This window comes from Mesorhizobium sp. CA15, from assembly GCF_020165215.1.
In the GTDB taxonomy this organism is placed as follows: Bacteria; Pseudomonadota; Alphaproteobacteria; order Rhizobiales; family Rhizobiaceae; genus Mesorhizobium.
The window spans coordinates 43,881-59,448 of sequence record NZ_JAIUHQ010000018.1; the positions used below are offsets into that span (position 1 = coordinate 43,881).

The window sequence follows — 15,568 nt, forward strand, 5'->3', positions numbered from 1 at the left end:
AACCCCCTTCAATCGGCCTTCGCCGGATTTGCCGGCGCGGCCAGCCATTCCTCCCGGACCGTCGCATCCGTCTCGGCTTTCGCAGCGGTGGCGGCAAGATCGCCAAATTCGCGGTCGGGGAGCAGTCGCGACAGGGCCCAGATTGCCGCACCCCGCACCAGCGGCGAGGCGTCGTCGAGCAGGTGATGCACAATGGGCGTTAGCGAGGCGTCGTCCGAATTGCCGGCGGCAATCAGCACGTTGCGGACAAAGCGGTCGCGGCCGATGCGCTTGATCGGCGAGCCCGAGAAGAATGAGCGAAACCCGGCATCGTCGAGCGCGAGCAACTCCGAAAGCGGCGGCTCGCGAAGATCGGCGCGCGCGGCCAGCTTTGCCTCGGACGCCGCGCTGGCGAACTTGTTCCACGGACAGGCGGCCAGGCAATCGTCGCAGCCATAGATGCGGTTGCCGATCTTGTCGCGGAACTCGCGCGGGATCGGCCCCTTGTTCTCGATGGTCAGGTAGGAAATGCAGCGCCGCGCATCGAGCCGGTAGGGCGCGGGGAATGCGCCGGTCGGGCAGACGTCCAGGCAGGCTCGGCAGGAGCCGCAATGGTCGATTTCGGGCTGGTCCGGCTCCAGCTCGGCCGTGGTGAAGATCGTGCCGAGGAACAGCCACGAGCCATGCGCGCGGCTGACCAGGTTGGTGTGCTTGCCCTGCCAGCCGAGCCCCGCCGCTTCGGCAAGAGGCTTTTCCATCACTGGTGCTGTATCGACAAACACCTTCACATCGCCGCCTGCCTTCGCCACGATCTTGCCGGCGATCTCCTTCAGCCGCCCCTTCATCACGTCGTGATAGTCGCGGTTCTGCGCATAGACCGAGATCGCGCCGCGGTCGCGCTTTTCGAGGACATCGCGCGGGTCGCTGTCCGGGCCGTAATTCATGGCGAGAACGATGATCGAGCGCACCTCCGGCCACAGCGCCGAGGGTTCGGAGCGGCGCTGAACAGTCTCGGCGATCCACTCCATCGAGCCGTGGAAACCGTCGGATACGAATTCGGCGAGCCTTGCCGGCGCCAGCGGGATCGCGTCCGGCCGGGTCACCGCGACAGCCTCGAAGCCGGCGCGGCGCGCCTCCGCCTCGATCAGCGCGCGTAAGGTTTCAGAAGTCGAGGTCCGCATAGTGCGATACCGGCGACAGGCCGCGCACCCGGTCTGAAAGCAGCGGCCGGAACGACGGCCGCGATTTCACCCGCGTGTACCATTCGCGCGCGGCGCCATGTTCGCGCCAGTCGATCTCGCCGAGATAATCGAGCACCGAAAGCGTCGCCGCCGCCGCGAGATCGGCATAGGTCACCTTGTTGCCGGCCAGCCAATGGCGCGTGCCGGCCAGCCAATTGGTGTATTTCATGTGTTGGCGGATGTTGGCGCGCGCGGCGCGGATGGCGGCCGAGTCCGGCGAGCCGCCGCCGGCGGTTTCCGGCATGACCGGCTTCAGCACGCGCTCCCGCACCAGATGCCGCGTCACTTCGCTTTCAGCCTTCGCCAGATACCAGTCGGTCAGCCGGCGGATTTCGGCGCGCTGCATCGGATCTTCGGCGAACAGCCGCTTGTCGCGCTTGAGCACACCGCGCGTCTCGTCGAGATATTCGGCAATCACCATGGCGCCGACGATCGGCACGTCGCCTTCGGCGAGCAGGATCGGCAGCGTGCCGGCCGGGTTCAGCGCCAGGAACTCCTTGCGCCGCGTCCACGGCTTTTCCTCGATCAGCGCCAACTCCTCGCCATACTCGCCGAAAGCGAGGCGCACGAAGCGGCAGGTGGCAAACATGGGATGATGGAAAAGCGTCAGCATGGTTCCGCGATGAAAAGGCGCACTGGCGAATCGGTGTCAGCGCCGATAAGTCTTGGCCGCCCGATTCCAGGGACTGTCATGGTGTTGCGACCTATAGGGGGACTTCCGCCCCATGACAAGCAAGCCCTTCCCTTAGCCGTCATTCAAAAGCAGAGGTTGCCATGGAAAGCCAGACCATCGTCGAAGCGCTGCTGCTTGGGCTGCTGGAGGGCCTGACCGAGTTCATCCCGGTGTCCTCGACCGGCCACATCCTGCTTGCCGGCCATTTCCTCGGCTTCCATTCCACCGGCAAGGCCTTCGAGATCCTGATCCAGCTCGGCGCGATCCTGGCGATCCTCAGCGTCTATTTCAGCAAGCTGTGGCAGATGCTGATCAAGCTGCCCAGCGATCCGCAGACCCGGCATTTCGTCATCGGCATCCTGATCGCCTTCCTGCCGGCTGCCGTAATCGGTGCGCTGGCGCATGATTTCATCAAGACCATATTGTTCGAATCGCCCCGGCTGATCTGCATCATGCTGATCATCGGCGGCGTGGTGCTGCTCATCGTCGACCGCATCAACCTCAAGCCGGTCCACCACGATGTCGAGGACTTCCCGTTGAGCGTTTATCTCAAGATCGGCCTGTTCCAGTGCCTGTCGCTGATCCCCGGCACCTCGCGCTCCGGCTCGACCATCGTCGGCGCGCTGCTGATGGGCGTCGACAAGCGCGCGGCGGCCGAATTCTCCTTCTTCCTCGCCATGCCGACCATGGTCGGCGCCTTCGCCTTCGATCTTTTCAAGAACCGCAACGTGCTGACCTCGGCCGATTTGCCGATCATCGCCGTCGGCTTCATCGCCGCCTTCGTCACCGCGCTCATCGTGGTGCGTTTCCTGCTCGATTACGTCTCGCGCAACGGTTATTCGCTGTTCGGCTGGTGGCGGCTGGTGGTTGGAGGACTCGGGTTGGCGGCGCTGATGGTCTGGGGGTGAACTGAGGTCGCTCTCTTATACTGCTTCGTCGAGTTCCTTCGCGCCCCCCTCTGCCCTGCCGGGCATCTCCCCCACGAGGGGGAAGATTAGCAGTTCCGCCAGCGGCACCACCTCTTGAAACGTTGGCGTCTGGCGAAAGCGAGAGCGACATCTGATCTCCCCCTCGTGGGGGAGATGGCCGGCAGGCCAGAGGGGGGCGCTGTCCCGCCAGCCCATCGCCGTTGGGCAGACCCTCAACTCTTCCCGTAAAACGCGTTCTCGACATGCACCGGCCAGCGCCAGGGCAGCACCGCCACCATGTCGAAGCGCATCGACAGCCGGCCGTAATCCGGCTGGCGCGACAGCCACAAATCCGCGGCACCCTCGATGCGGCGCTCCGATTCGCGGCCGATTGCTTCCATCGCCTCGATCAATGTCCGCCGCGCCTTGACCTCGACGAACAGCACGAGGTCGCCGCGCCGGGCGATGAGGTCGATCTCGCCGAGCCTGGTGCGGTGGCGGCGGGCAAGGATGCGATAGCCTTTCAGCATCAGCGCCAGCGCCGCCAGCCACTCGCCGCGGTGGCCGCGCCGATACGCTTTTCGGCGATGGCCGACCGTGCGTTCAGCCATCCCCGGCTCCATTCTGTTTGACCATGATCCTGTCCGAAAACCGGCCTCCACTTTTCGGGATCATGGCCTGTCCTTGAGCTCGATCAGCCGGCGGTAAAGCGCCTGCTTCTGGCCGCCGGTCATCTTCGCGGCTTCCGCCGCCGCCTTCGATGCCGGCATTTCGGCCGCAAGCGAGAGCAGGAGGCGGTCGATGTCGGCCGGCTGGTCCTCCGCCGCTTCGGGCGGACCGACACAGATAACGACCTCGCCCTTCGGCGTGTCGGCCGCCCCGTAATGGTCGGCCAGCTCGGCAAGCGTTCCGGTGCGCATCTCCTCGAAGGCCTTGGTCAGCTCGCGGCCGATGGCGGCTTTCCGCGCACCGCCCAGCGCCTCGACCATCGAGCCGAGCGTCTCTGCCAGACGGCGCGGCGATTCGAAGAAAATCAGCGTCGCCGGCACCTGCTTGAACGTCTCCAGCTTGGTCAGCCGCTGCCCGGCCTTCACCGGCAGAAATCCGGCGAACAGGAAAGCATCGGAAGGAAGGCCGGAAGCGGTCAGCGCCGCAAGCGGAGCCGAAGGTCCAGGGATGGGCACGACGCGGATGCCGTGATCCAGCGCCTCGCCGACCAGCCGGTAGCCGGGATCGGAGACCAAAGGCGTGCCGGCGTCGGAAATCAGCGCGACGCTCTGTCCGGCGGTCAGCGCCTCGATCAGCTTCGGCCCGGCCTCGCCCGCATTGTGCTCGTGATAGGCGGTGGTGCGGCGGCGGATGCCGTAGCGTTCGAGCAGCACCCGCGAGACGCGCGTGTCCTCGCAGGCGACGATGTCCGCTGCGGCCAGAGTCTCCAGCGCGCGCAGCGTGATGTCGGCCAGATTGCCGATCGGCGTCGCCACCAGATAAAGCGCCGGCTGAAGCGGCCGCGCCGCAATCTCGCTTTGTCCGATCAGATAGCTGCGTTTGTCGCCGGTCACCGAATGCCCCTCATTCCGAGCAATTCCCAGGAAAAGTGCGTCGCGGTTTTCCGTCCGGAATTGCGTAAGAACCAAGGCTGTTTCGCATGGCTGACGCCCCGTTGCAAAACGTGAGGTCGAGGCAACGAAATCGCCTTGCCTTTGCCACAGTGCGGAACGAAACCCACATCGGCGAATTTAACCCCTGATTCCCCGGGAGGAGGCAGGACCGAACGATGCCCAATCGCTTCGATATTTTTATCAGCCGACTTGAAAGCAAGACCGCCCGCGAGGGCATCCCTCCACACCCCATCGCCGCCGAGTCCGGCGCGCGCCGCGACAAGGCCGACCAGAAGCCTGTCCGTCACGGCGAGGCGCATGGCGAGAAGCACCGCGGCAAGCACCGCCAGAAGCACGACGCTTGAACTAACTGGCAACCTTTGCGACCTCGCGCCTCGTCATTCCAGGGCGGAGCAAGGAGCGAAGCGACGCGCGAAGACCCTGGAATCCATGCCGTTACACCGAAGCGCCACCCACGGTGCAGAATTCTGCACCGCCGCGCCCTTCGCGCGAGGTCACGGCATGGATTCTCGGGTCAAGCCCGAGAATGACGAAGATGCTCGATTACCGCGCCAAATCCGCCACCACCGCATCGAGCACGATCATGCCGGCGGTCGTGGCGCGCAGGCGGGCGTTGCCGACAGGCGCCACCAGGCCTTCTTCCTGCAGCACCGAAAGCCGCGCGCTTGAAAGGCCGCGACCCGAGAGCGCCTCGTAGCGCTGCAGGTCGATGCCTTCGGCCAGCCGCAGTCCCATCAGCAGGAACTCGTCCGCCTCCTCGGAACGCGTCAGGATCTCGCCGCCGGTGACGCCGTGGCCTTTGGCCTCGACCAGATTGGCCCAGGTTTCCGGCATTCTTTCCGCGATGGTCACCGTGCGGCGGCCGTTCTCGACGAAGCGACCATGCGCGCCGGGGCCGACGCCGACATATTCGCCATAGCGCCAATAGGTGAGGTTGTGCCGGCTCTCGGCTCCCGGCCGCGCGTGGTTGGAAATCTCATAGGCCGGCAGGCCTTGCGCCGCCGTTGCCTCCTGCGTCAGCGCGTAGAGGTCGGCAGCATGATCATTGTCGGGCAGCGTGAATTTGCGTGCCGCGTAAAGCGCGTGGAAGGGCGTGCCTTCCTCGATGGTGAGCTGATAGAGCGAAAGATGGTCGACAGCATAGCCGATCGCCTGTTCCAGCTCCGCCCCCCACGCCTCCGGCGTCTGGCCTGGCCGCGCGTAGATCAGGTCGAAGGACAGCCGCGGGAAGATTTCGCGCGCGAGGCCAATGGCGTGCAGCGCCTCCTCGACATTGTGCAGCCGGCCGAGGAAGCGCAGATCCTTGTCGTTCAGCGCCTGCACGCCGAGCGAGACGCGGTTGACGCCGGCGGCGCGGTAGCCGCGGAAACGCTCGGCTTCGACCGAGGACGGGTTGGCTTCCAGCGTCACCTCGATGCCGGCCGGCACCGTCCAGTTCCTCGCCACGGCCTCCAGGACGGCGGCCACCGTTTCCGGCTTCATCAGCGACGGCGTGCCGCCGCCGAGAAAGATGCTGGTCACCTCGCGCGGCCCGGTGCGGTCGCGCATGGTCTTGAGCTCCGTCTCGAAGGCGCGGGCAAAACGCTCCTGGTCGACCGGCTGGTGGCGGACATGGCTGTTGAAGTCGCAGTAAGGGCACTTGGCTGCGCAGAACGGCCAGTGGATATAAACGCCGAAGCCGGGGCTGCGGTCGAGCGGTAGGGGCACTGCGCTCATGCGGGTCCTGATCGCGCCAAATCCAATCTGGCCAAATTCAATCGCACTTCGGCGAATTTCTGAAAGGCGCGGGCGCGGTGCGAAAGCGCCGTCGCCTGGCCGGGCCTCCAGCCATGCTTTTCTTGCGCGCTCATCTCGCCAAAAGTCTTGTCGAAACCGTTGGGCAGGAACACCGGATCGTAGCCGAAGCCGAGCGTGCCGCGCGGCGGCCACACCAGCGTGCCTTCGGCCTCGCCGCGATAATATTCGGCCTCGCCGTCGGGAAAGGCCAGGCAGATGACGGCGACGAAGCGGCCGGTGCGCTGCGCGGGCTCCGTAGCGCCAACCTCCTGCAGCGCCACCTCGGTGCGCTGCATGGCCATGCCGAAATCCCTGCTGCCGTCCGGCGTCTCGGCCCAGCTGGCGGTATAGACACCGGGCGCGCCGTCGAGCGCGTCGACGCAGAGCCCGGAATCGTCCGACAGCGCCGGCAGGCCGGTCGCCTTGGCGGCGGCATATGCCTTGATATAGGCGTTCTCCTCGAAGGTGGTGCCGGTCTCGTCGGGTTCGGGCAGGCCGTATTCCTTGGCCGATTTCGCCTCGAATCCGAACGGCGCCATCAGGTCGGCGAATTCGCGCAGCTTGCCTTCATTGTGGCTGGCGACGACGATCTTTTTTCCGTTGAGCGAGTGCATCAGAAACCCCAGATCCTTGGCTCGGCGAACTCGATCGAATTGCCCGACGGGTCGCGGATATAGATCGAGTGCCCGCCCTGCGGCCATTCAAAATCGCTTTCGATGGCGATGTTGTTGGCGGACAGATGCTTGCGCCATGCAGCGATTTCATCGGCGGTTGCCGCAAAGCAGAGGTGCCCTTCGCCGGCCGTGCCGTGCGGCGGCACCTTCAGCCGAGCGTCCGGCGCCGGCGGGATTTTCGTTGCCTCGGCATTGAAGAGAAGCAATACGCCGTCGCCGCAGCGGAAGAAGACGTGGCGCCCTTCGACCTTGCCCAAGGCTTCGAGGCCGATGATGTCGCGGTAAAAGGCTTCGGCGGCGTGTAGGTCTGTGACGTAGAGGGCGGATTCGAGAATTGCGGAGGGTATCACGAGGCCCCCCTCTCTGCCCTGCCGGCCATCTCCCCCTCAAGGGGGGAGATTAGCTGTGGCCGCGCCGGCACCTCTTCTGCAGCATTGGTGATTGGCGAAAGCCGGCGTGACATACAATCTCCCCCCTTGAGGGGGAGATGGCCGGCAGGGCAGAGAGGGGGGCCTAGGCTCGGCATTCGAAAACCTAAGCCACCGCCATCTGCTGCAGGCTCACCAGGCGCGAAATACCCTTCTTCGCCAAGGCCATCAGCGCCGCGAACTGCTCCTCGGAGAAAGGCTCGCCCTCGGCCGTGCCCTGGATCTCGACGATGCCGCCCTTGCCGGTCATGACGAAATTGGCGTCGGTGCCGGCCGAGGAATCCTCGAGGTAGTCGAGATCGATGACCGGCTGGCCGTCATGGATGCCGCAGGAAATCGCCGCGACATGGTCCTTCAGCACCTTGGCGACGCTCACCATCTGGCGCGCTTCCATCCAGCGCAGGCAATCGTAGAGCGCCACCCAGCCGCCGGTGATCGAGGCGGTGCGGGTGCCGCCATCGGCCTGGATCACGTCGCAGTCGACGGTGATCTGCTGCTCGCCCAGCGCCTGCAGGTCGACCACGGCGCGCAGCGAGCGGCCGATCAGCCGCTGGATCTCCAGCGTGCGGCCGCCCTGCTTGCCGGCGGAGGCCTCGCGCCGCATGCGCTCGCCGGTCGAGCGCGGCAGCATCCCGTATTCGGCCGTCACCCAGCCCTTGCCGGAATTGCGCATCCAGGCCGGCACCTTTTCCTCCAGGCTCGCCGTGCACAGGACATGCGTGTCGCCGAACTTCACCAGGCACGAGCCTTCGGCATGCTTGGAGACGCCGCGCTCGAAGGAGATGGCGCGCATTTCGTCGGCTTGGCGTTTGGAGGGGCGCATTCGGCCTTCTTTCTTGTCGTTTCCGGAATCGTGGCCGGCTTGTAGACGTATGCGCAGCATGGCGCAAAGGAAAACGGGCCGCGTGACCGTAAACGCGCCACCGGTGACCGCAAACGCTAGGTGACCGCGAGCGCGGCACCGGGTTGCGCCGCCGTAGCTTAAGTCTATATCTTTCGGAAGGAGGTTTCTCGCCGGAATGAACAAACCAGTCGATCCGACGTCGCAGTCGCCGGTACTTCAGTCACTCGACATGCGCTCGCGCGATATCTTCCGGCGGATTGTCGATTCCTATCTGCGCGACGGCGAGCCGGTCGGCTCGCGCAGCCTGTCGCGCATCCTGCCCTCTTCGCTGTCGCCCGCCACCATCCGCAACGTGATGAGCGACCTCGAGCATCTGGGGCTGATCTACGCGCCGCATGTTTCCGCCGGGCGGCTGCCGACCCAGACCGGCCTACGCTTTTTCGTCGACGCCTTCATGGAGCTGGGCGACCTTTCCGACGACGAGCGCCGCACCATCGAGGCGCAGGTGCGCGCCTCCGGCTCGGGCGCGACGCTGGAGCATATGCTGACCGAGGCCAGCCAGATGCTGTCGGGCATGTCGCGCGGCGCCGGCCTCGTGCTCGCCTCCAAGCACGAGGTGGCGCTGAAGCACATCGAATTCATCCAGCTCGAGCCCGCAAAGGCACTCGCCGTGCTGGTGTCGCAGAACGGTGATGTCGAGAACCGCGTCGTCGACCTGCCGGCCGGCACCACCGTGTCCCAGCTGCACGAGGCGTCCAATTTCCTCAATGCGCATATCCGTGGCCGGACGCTGGCCGAGGCGCGGGCGGAAATCGCCCGCATCAAGGACGAGACAAGGGCGGCCCTCGACACGCTGTCGCAGGATCTGGTCGAGAAAGGCCTCGCGGTCTGGGCCGGCGCCGAAAGCGGCCTGCCGGCGCGCCTTATCGTGCGCGGCCGCGCCAATCTCCTGGAAAACGTCACCGCCCAAGCGGACATCGAATTGCTTCGCCATCTGTTCGAGGATTTGGAAACCCAGGACGGACTGCTGCAGCTGCTCGATCTCGCCGAAGAGGGGCCGGGCGTGCGCATCTTCATCGGCTCGGAGAACAAGCTGTTTTCGCTGTCCGGCTCCTCGCTGGTCGTCGCCCCCTATCGCGACAAGGACGCCCGCGTCGTCGGCGCGCTTGGCGTCATCGGGCCGACCCGGCTGAACTACGCCCGCATCGTGCCGATGGTCGATTACACTGCACAACTGATTTCCCGCATGCTTCGTTAGGTGTATCGATATTCAGGTGAGGCCGGCCTGACCTGAACCTCGACACAGCTGAGGGTGCAAAGGAGAAGAACATGGCGCTGGAATCGCTCAAGGCCCAGATCAGCCTGCTGCTCGAGGAAATGGTGAACCAGCCCGAGGACGAGCACGAGATCCAGGAGCAGCTGCGCGAGAAATTGAGGGAGATGCGCGCCATGGGCCTGCCCCTGCCGGCTGATCTCGTCGAGTTGGAAAAGCGCCTCGACGACGATCTGGATGCCGAAGAGGCCTGAGGCCGGCAAGTCACGTGCGCAAGCTTCTCTTTTCGATCGTTAGCCCAATATGTTCTATCTCCGGGGCCTTATCGACTGAGGCACCCGAAGGCGGGACATAGTGGCAGAGACGGAGGACAGCATGATGCGGATCGCCGGCCTTGCGGGCCTCGCACTGGTTTTTGCCACGGCTGCCTTTGCGCAGCAGACCGATCAGCCCTTGCTCAGCGGCGAAAAAGCTTTCGGCGACTGGAAAGCCGACCGTCCGGGCGTGCGCCGGCTGCTGAAACCTGAGGATTTGCCGAAACCCGATATGACGGAATCCGCCTCCAACGGCGGCGGCGTCACCGATCGTCCCGAGGATGCCAAGCCAAAGCTTCCGCCCGGCTTTTCCGCCGAGCTGATCGCGTCGGGCGTCGACAGTCCGCGCGTCGTGCGGGTGGCGCCGAACGGCGACCTCTTCGTTGCCGACAGCCGGGCGAGCCAGGTGCGCGTCTATCGCCTCGCAGAAGGCAGCGCCAAGCCTGCACAGGAGTCGATCTTCGCCAAGGGCCTGACCCGGCCCTACGGCATCGCCTTTTATCCGCCGGGCGACAAGCCGCAATGGGTCTATGTCGCCAACAGCAACAGCGTCGTCCGCTTCCCCTATCGCGAGGGTGACCTGGAAGCGTCTGGCAAGCCGGAAACCATCGTCGCCAAAGTCCCCGCCAGCCACCACTGGACGCGCGACATCGCCTTCTCGCCCGACGGCAAGACGCTCTATCTGTCGGTCGGCTCCGGCTCCAATATCGCCGAGGACATGGGCGCGAAGCCGAAGGGCGGTGTCGAGGCGTGGACGAAATCGCAGCCGCTGGGCGAGGCCTGGGGTCCGGAACAGGGCCGCGCCGACGTGCTGGCCTTCGACCCCGACGGCAACAACCGCAGGACGGTCGCCACCGGCCTGCGCAACTGTTCCGGCATGACCATGCAGCCCGAGACAGGCGCGCTCTGGTGCGTCGTCAACGAGCGCGACGAGCTTGGCGACAACACCCCCTTCGAATATGCCACCGCCGTGAAGGAAGGCGCCTTCTATGGCTGGCCCTGGTATTATATCGGCGACAATGAGGACCCGCGCCACGAGGGCGCCCGCCCCGATCTCGCCGGCAAGGTCACGGTTCCGGACGTGCTGATGCAGGCGCATTCGGCGCCGCTCAACATCGCCTTCTATGATGGCGCCAACTTCCCGGCCGATTTTAAGGGCGACGCCTTCCTCACGCTGCACGGCTCGTGGAACCGCAATGTCCGCACCGGCTACAAGGTGGTGCGGCTGAGGTTCAAGGACGGCAAGCCGACCGGCGAATACGAGGACTTCGCCACCGGCTTCGTCATATCCGACGACGCGGTCTGGGGCCGGCCGGTCGGCGTCGCCGTGGCCAGCGACGGCGCGCTGATCCTGACCGAGGACGGCAACGGGACGATCTGGCGTATTACATATGGTGGGTAGCTCCCCCAACCTCGTCATTCCAGGGCGGAGCAGCCGCGAAGCGGCGTCGCGGAGACCCTGGAATCCATTCCGTGACCCTGATCAAAGAGTGCAGCGGCGCAGAATTCTGCACCGTTGTGGCGCTCGGAGGTCACGGAATGGATCCTCGGGTCTGCGCGCGTCGCTTCGCTCCTTGCTCCGCCCGTGGATGACGAGGTTGGGCCGTTTCGGCCAATCTCCAAAGTGTACGGACTGCCAACAAGGGAACGCGCACTCCGTCGAGCTGGGGCAACGAATCCCGCCGCGAGGGAATTACCAGTGGCCGGGCGTCATGATAAAAGCCCCGCTCCTCATCGATCCCTTCGGGGAATCATGCGCTAGGCCAGAACCATGACACTTACCGGATTCCTCACCTACAGCGCCGCGCTCGGCGTCGCCGCCGCCATTCCGGGCCCCGGCGTCACGGCGCTTGTCGCCCGCGCGCTCGGCTCCGGCTTCCGGTCCTCGCTTGCCATGTCGTTCGGCCTGATGCTCGGCGACCTCACCTATCTCACCGCCGTGGTGCTCGGGCTTGCCTTCGTCGCCCAGACCTTCGGCATGGTCTTCCTCGCCATCAAATGGGCGGGCGTTGCCTATCTCGCCTTCCTCGCCTGGCGCTTCTGGACCAGCGGCATCACGCCTGAAAACATCGAGGCGCGGAAGGCCAAGGGCGGGCTGGTGTCGAGCTTCATCGCCGGGCTGACGGTGACGCTCGGCAATCCCAAGACGATGATCTTCTATCTCGCCATCACGCCGACCATCGTCGACCTGAAGACCATCACGCTTGCCGACTACGCTATCCTTGCAATGCTCACGGTAGCGGTCCTGTTCGTGGTGCTGGTGCCTTATCTGGCGCTGGCCGCCAAGGCGCGCTGGTTCCTGAAATCGCCGCGCGCGCTGAAGGTGCTGAACCGCACCGCCGCCGGCTTCATGATGGGGGCGGCTGCCGCCATAGCGGCGCGTCAATAGGTTCCGATCTCAACCGATCCCGGATTCGGCCAAACTATTCCTGAAACCCGGTGTGGCGGAAAATGCATTTCCGGCCGCGGGTGCTTTTGAGCAACCGCCCCACTCGGATATTTTCCAGCCGCAGCCTATCTTGCGCGGCTGAAAGTCTTATTCTGTCCGCCTGTGCCATTGCCTTGGGAGCGAAACCAATGAACAAGCCCGTCACCTCCGCGCGCGTGCCCGGCCGCGGCCGCGTCTTCAACTCGATCACGGAGACGATTGGCGACACGCCGCTGGTCAGGCTGGACAAGTTCGCCAAGGAAAAGGGCATCGTCGCCAACCTTCTGGCCAAGCTCGAATTCTTCAATCCGATCGCCTCCGTCAAGGACCGCATCGGCGTCGCCATGATCGAGGCGCTGGAGGAGGCCGGCAAGATTTCGCCCGGAAAGACCACGCTGATCGAGCCGACTTCCGGCAACACCGGCATCGCGCTCGCCTTCGCCGCCGCCGCCAAGGGCTACAAGCTGATCCTCACCATGCCGGAGACGATGTCGGTCGAGCGCCGCAAGATGCTGGCGCTGCTCGGCGCCGAGTTGGTGCTGACCGAAGGCCCGAAAGGCATGAAGGGCGCAATCGCCAAGGCCGACGAGCTCGCCGCGACGCTGCCCAACGCCATCATCCCGCAGCAGTTCGAGAACCCGGCCAATCCTGAAATCCACCGCCGCACCACGGCCGAGGAAATCTGGAACGACACCAATGGCGAGGTCGACATCTTCGTTGCCGGCATCGGCACCGGCGGCACCATCACCGGCGTCGGCCAGGTGCTGAAGAAGCGCAAGCCCTCGCTGCACGTCGTGGCGGTCGAGCCGGAAGCCTCGCCGGTTCTGTCGGGAGGCCAGCCCGGCCCACACAAGATCCAGGGCATCGGCGCCGGCTTTGCGCCCAAAATCCTCGACACCTCGATCTATGACGAGGTCGTCAGGGTCTCGAACGAGGATTCGGTCGCCAATGCGCGTCTCGTCGCCCGGCTCGAAGGCGTTCCGGTCGGCATCTCGTCGGGCGCCGCGCTCCAGGCGGCAATCGTCGTCGGCTCTCGGCCGGAGAACAAGGGCAAGACCCTCGTCGTCGTCATCCCCTCCTTCGCCGAGCGCTATCTCTCGACCATCCTGTTCGACGGGCTGGGGGCCTGAACGGACTGGACCGCTGAAAAGGCGCCGGTGGCATTCGTCGGCGGCTTGAGGCAGGCGCCGCTTCCGGCTCATATCGCCGCCGGCCCAATCGGCCGGTGGGAGGGTTTTCATGTACAAGCTCTATACGCGCCCAAACAGCGGCGGCTTCGTCGTCGAGGCGGCGCTTGCCATGGCCGGCGTGCCCTTCGAGCAGATCGACGTGCCCAAGAAGGATCCGCCGGATCCGGCCTTCCTCGCCATCAGCCCTTTGAACCAGGTGCCCGTGCTGACACTGCCGGACGGTCATTCGCTGACCGAGTCTGCGGCGATCTGCATCCTGCTCGCCGAGCGCCACCCTGAAGCTCGTCTCGCGCCGCAAGCGGGCTCGCCCGCCCGCGCCGATTTCCTGCGCTGGCTGGCTTTCATGTCGTCGGTGCTCTACCCGGCGGTGCTGCGGCTCTATTATGCCCATCGCTACACCGCCGATGGCGACGGCCTGCAGCCGGTTAAGCAGGCGGCGGTCGCCGAGATGGATCGCGGCTTTGCCATTCTCGATCAGGCTTTGGCCGGCCGCGACTGGCTGGCCGGCAAGACGCTGTCGCTGGCGGACATCTACCTCGTCATGCTGGTGGCCTGGCATCCCGAGGTCCAGAAGGCGCGCGGCGCCTGGCCGAACATCGAACGCCTGTGGGCGAGGCTGCGCGAGAATGAGCTGATGCGCAAGCTGAACGCCACGCACGAGATGTGGGCCTAGGGCAATTCCAGGCAAGTGCGCAGCGGTTGCGCTGGCAGATCGCACGCCTTGGAGATTGGCCGAAACGGTCCGGCATCGTCATCCACGGGCGAAGCAAGGAGCGAAGCGACGCGCGCAGACCCGAGGATCCATTCCGTGACTTCGACGCGCCGCAACGGTGCAGAATTCTGCGCCGTTTGCATCCTTCGGCCAAGGTAACGGCATGGATTCTAGGGTCTGCGCGCGTCGCTTCGCTCCTTGCTCCGCCCTAGAATGACGAGGTCGGGAGGCTGCAGCCAATCTCCCTGGCATTGCCCTAATTCCTGACGAGCTTCGCCTTCTCGCCCTGCAGGAAACGCCGCAGCGCGGCGTCGCGCTCAAGGCCGATCGCCCGGTCGTAGGATTCTGCCGCCTGCTTGATATTGCCGAGTCTCGCCAACAGCCCGGCGCGGGCGGCCCAATAGGGCTGGTAGTCCTGCAGCCGCTTGTCGTCGCCCAGCACGTAAAGCGCCGCTAGGCCGGCCGTAGCGCCCTCGGTTTCGGCGATCGCCACCGCCCGGTTGATCGCCACCACGGGCGAGCCGGCCACGGCCTGCAGCGCGTCATACAGCTGGCGGATCGCCGCCCAGTCGGTGCCGCTGCCGCGCCGGCGCGCCGTATGGGCGGACTGCACGGCGGCCTCCAGCTGGTAGCGGCCGATGATGCCCCTTTGCGCGGCGCGCACCAGCAAGACCTCCGCCTCGTCGATCAGGCGGTCGTCCCAGAGCGCGATGTCCTGCTCGGCTAAAGGCACGAAATCCCCCTCCGGGCCGCGTCTCGCCGAGCGGCGCGCCTCGGCGAACAGCATCAGCGCCAGCAGCCCGAGCGCCTCCGGCTCGTCGGGCATCAACGAGGCGACCAGCCGTCCAAGCCAGATGCCTTCGGCGGCGAGATTGCGCCGGCGGCTGTCCGTGCCGGTCGGATCCGACCAGCCCTCGGCGAAGGTGGCGTAGATCGCTTCGAGCACCGCGCCCAGCCGCTCGCCCAGTTCCGCCTGCTCCGGCACGCGAAACGGAATCCCTGTCTCGCGGATGCGGGCTTTGGCCCGCACCAGCCGCTGGCCCATAGTCGCCGGCGAAACCAGGAAGGCCGAGGCGATCGTCGCGGCGTCGAAACCGAGGATCGTCTGCAGGATCAGCGGCGCGCGCACGCTGGCCTCGATCGCCGGATGGGCGCAGGCGAACATCAGCCGCAATCGATCGTCGGGCAGGTCTTCGCCGCGCACGCGCTCCTCCATCTCCTCGGCGATCAGCTTCAGGTGGTCGCGCGCCGCCTCGCCGGTCAGCCGCCGCCGCACGGCGTCCACGTCGCGCCGCCGCGCCACGGCGAGCAGCCAGGCTTCCGGCTGCGCCGGCACGCCGGTCCGCGGCCAGCGTTCGAGCGCGGCGGCGAAGGCATCGGCCAGCGCGTCCTCGGCGCCGGCGACGTCGCGCGTGCGCGCCGCGAGCCAGGCGACCAGCTTGCCGTAGCTGCGCCGGGCGGCCGCCTCGGCCGCCGCCCGCGCGATCTCCGAGCGATCATCCATCG

The 15,568-nt window shown here is 65.9% G+C and carries 17 protein-coding genes; 8 read left to right on the plus strand and 9 right to left on the minus strand.

The annotated features are described in order from the left end of the window. Window positions 1-8: 8 nt before the first annotated feature. Window positions 9-1,160, minus strand: coding sequence for a tRNA epoxyqueuosine(34) reductase QueG (queG, locus tag LB515_RS23645; protein ID WP_224709140.1), 1,152 nt, complete (start codon window positions 1,158-1,160; stop codon window positions 9-11). Further along, window positions 1,141-1,833 carry a glutathione S-transferase family protein gene (locus LB515_RS23650; RefSeq protein ID WP_040986376.1) on the minus strand — a complete coding sequence of 231 codons (693 nt, stop codon included), beginning with the start codon at window positions 1,831-1,833 and terminating at the stop codon, window positions 1,141-1,143. The genes queG and LB515_RS23650 overlap by 20 nt, the downstream gene beginning before the upstream one ends. A gap of 161 nt (window positions 1,834-1,994) precedes the next feature. On the opposite strand from LB515_RS23650, the gene LB515_RS23655 reads away from it, so the two are divergent. Continuing rightward, a complete protein-coding gene (locus tag LB515_RS23655; RefSeq protein ID WP_224629793.1) occupies window positions 1,995-2,801 on the plus strand; it encodes an undecaprenyl-diphosphate phosphatase in 807 nt (268 codons plus the stop codon). Window positions 2,802-3,034: 233 nt separating this feature from the next. On the opposite strand, the gene LB515_RS23660 is transcribed toward LB515_RS23655, so the two are convergent. Beyond that, window positions 3,035-3,412 (minus strand): YraN family protein, encoded by a 378-nt coding sequence (locus LB515_RS23660; RefSeq protein WP_095767933.1) that lies wholly within the window; start codon window positions 3,410-3,412, stop codon window positions 3,035-3,037. A 60-nt stretch (window positions 3,413-3,472) separates the two neighbouring features. After that, window positions 3,473-4,363 carry a 16S rRNA (cytidine(1402)-2'-O)-methyltransferase gene (gene rsmI / locus LB515_RS23665; protein WP_224709141.1) on the minus strand — a complete coding sequence of 297 codons (891 nt, stop codon included), beginning with the start codon at window positions 4,361-4,363 and terminating at the stop codon, window positions 3,473-3,475. Between the two features lie 215 nt (window positions 4,364-4,578). On the opposite strand from rsmI, the gene LB515_RS23670 reads away from it, so the two are divergent. Next, entirely contained in the window at window positions 4,579-4,767 is a 189-nt protein-coding gene (locus tag LB515_RS23670) for a hypothetical protein (protein WP_095767932.1), read from the plus strand. 199 nt (window positions 4,768-4,966) lie between these two features. Here LB515_RS23670 and hemW read toward each other — a convergent pair whose 3' ends face one another. The 4 genes from hemW to rph form a co-directional block, all read right to left on the minus strand. Next, window positions 4,967-6,139, minus strand: a complete 1,173-nt coding sequence (gene hemW, locus LB515_RS23675; RefSeq protein ID WP_224607246.1) for a radical SAM family heme chaperone HemW — start codon at window positions 6,137-6,139, stop codon at window positions 4,967-4,969. Continuing rightward, a complete protein-coding gene (gene rdgB, locus LB515_RS23680) occupies window positions 6,136-6,813 on the minus strand; it encodes an RdgB/HAM1 family non-canonical purine NTP pyrophosphatase (RefSeq protein WP_224709142.1) in 678 nt (225 codons plus the stop codon). The genes hemW and rdgB overlap by 4 nt, the downstream gene beginning before the upstream one ends. Next, window positions 6,813-7,223: a VOC family protein gene (locus LB515_RS23685; protein ID WP_224709143.1), complete on the minus strand. Its 411-nt coding sequence runs from the start codon at window positions 7,221-7,223 to the stop codon at window positions 6,813-6,815. The genes rdgB and LB515_RS23685 overlap by 1 nt, the downstream gene beginning before the upstream one ends. Window positions 7,224-7,407: 184 nt before the next feature. After that, complete coding sequence (gene rph, locus LB515_RS23690) at window positions 7,408-8,124, minus strand: ribonuclease PH (RefSeq protein WP_224709144.1); 717 nt, start codon at window positions 8,122-8,124, stop codon at window positions 7,408-7,410. A gap of 196 nt (window positions 8,125-8,320) precedes the next feature. Here rph and hrcA point away from each other — a divergent pair, with 196 nt between their 5' ends. The 6 genes from hrcA to LB515_RS23720 all read left to right on the plus strand — a co-directional run bounded on the left by hrcA (window position 8,321) and on the right by LB515_RS23720 (window position 14,023). Beyond that, window positions 8,321-9,403, plus strand: coding sequence for a heat-inducible transcriptional repressor HrcA (gene hrcA, locus LB515_RS23695; RefSeq protein ID WP_095767927.1), 1,083 nt, complete (start codon window positions 8,321-8,323; stop codon window positions 9,401-9,403). 71 nt (window positions 9,404-9,474) lie between these two features. Beyond that, window positions 9,475-9,672 carry a hypothetical protein gene (locus tag LB515_RS23700; RefSeq protein ID WP_095767926.1) on the plus strand — a complete coding sequence of 66 codons (198 nt, stop codon included), beginning with the start codon at window positions 9,475-9,477 and terminating at the stop codon, window positions 9,670-9,672. A gap of 121 nt (window positions 9,673-9,793) precedes the next feature. Next, window positions 9,794-11,134, plus strand: coding sequence for a PQQ-dependent sugar dehydrogenase (locus LB515_RS23705; RefSeq protein WP_224639906.1), 1,341 nt, complete (start codon window positions 9,794-9,796; stop codon window positions 11,132-11,134). A 369-nt stretch (window positions 11,135-11,503) separates the two neighbouring features. Continuing rightward, window positions 11,504-12,121, plus strand: a complete 618-nt coding sequence (locus LB515_RS23710; protein ID WP_224709145.1) for a LysE family translocator — start codon at window positions 11,504-11,506, stop codon at window positions 12,119-12,121. Between the two features lie 188 nt (window positions 12,122-12,309). Further along, window positions 12,310-13,290, plus strand: coding sequence for a cysteine synthase A (gene cysK, locus LB515_RS23715; protein WP_140847075.1), 981 nt, complete (start codon window positions 12,310-12,312; stop codon window positions 13,288-13,290). Window positions 13,291-13,399: 109 nt separating this feature from the next. After that, complete coding sequence (locus LB515_RS23720; protein WP_224709146.1) at window positions 13,400-14,023, plus strand: glutathione S-transferase family protein; 624 nt, start codon at window positions 13,400-13,402, stop codon at window positions 14,021-14,023. 295 nt (window positions 14,024-14,318) lie between these two features. Here LB515_RS23720 and LB515_RS23725 read toward each other — a convergent pair whose 3' ends face one another. Next, window positions 14,319-15,566, minus strand: coding sequence for an RNA polymerase sigma factor (locus LB515_RS23725; protein WP_224709147.1), 1,248 nt, complete (start codon window positions 15,564-15,566; stop codon window positions 14,319-14,321). Window positions 15,567-15,568 lie beyond the last annotated feature (2 nt).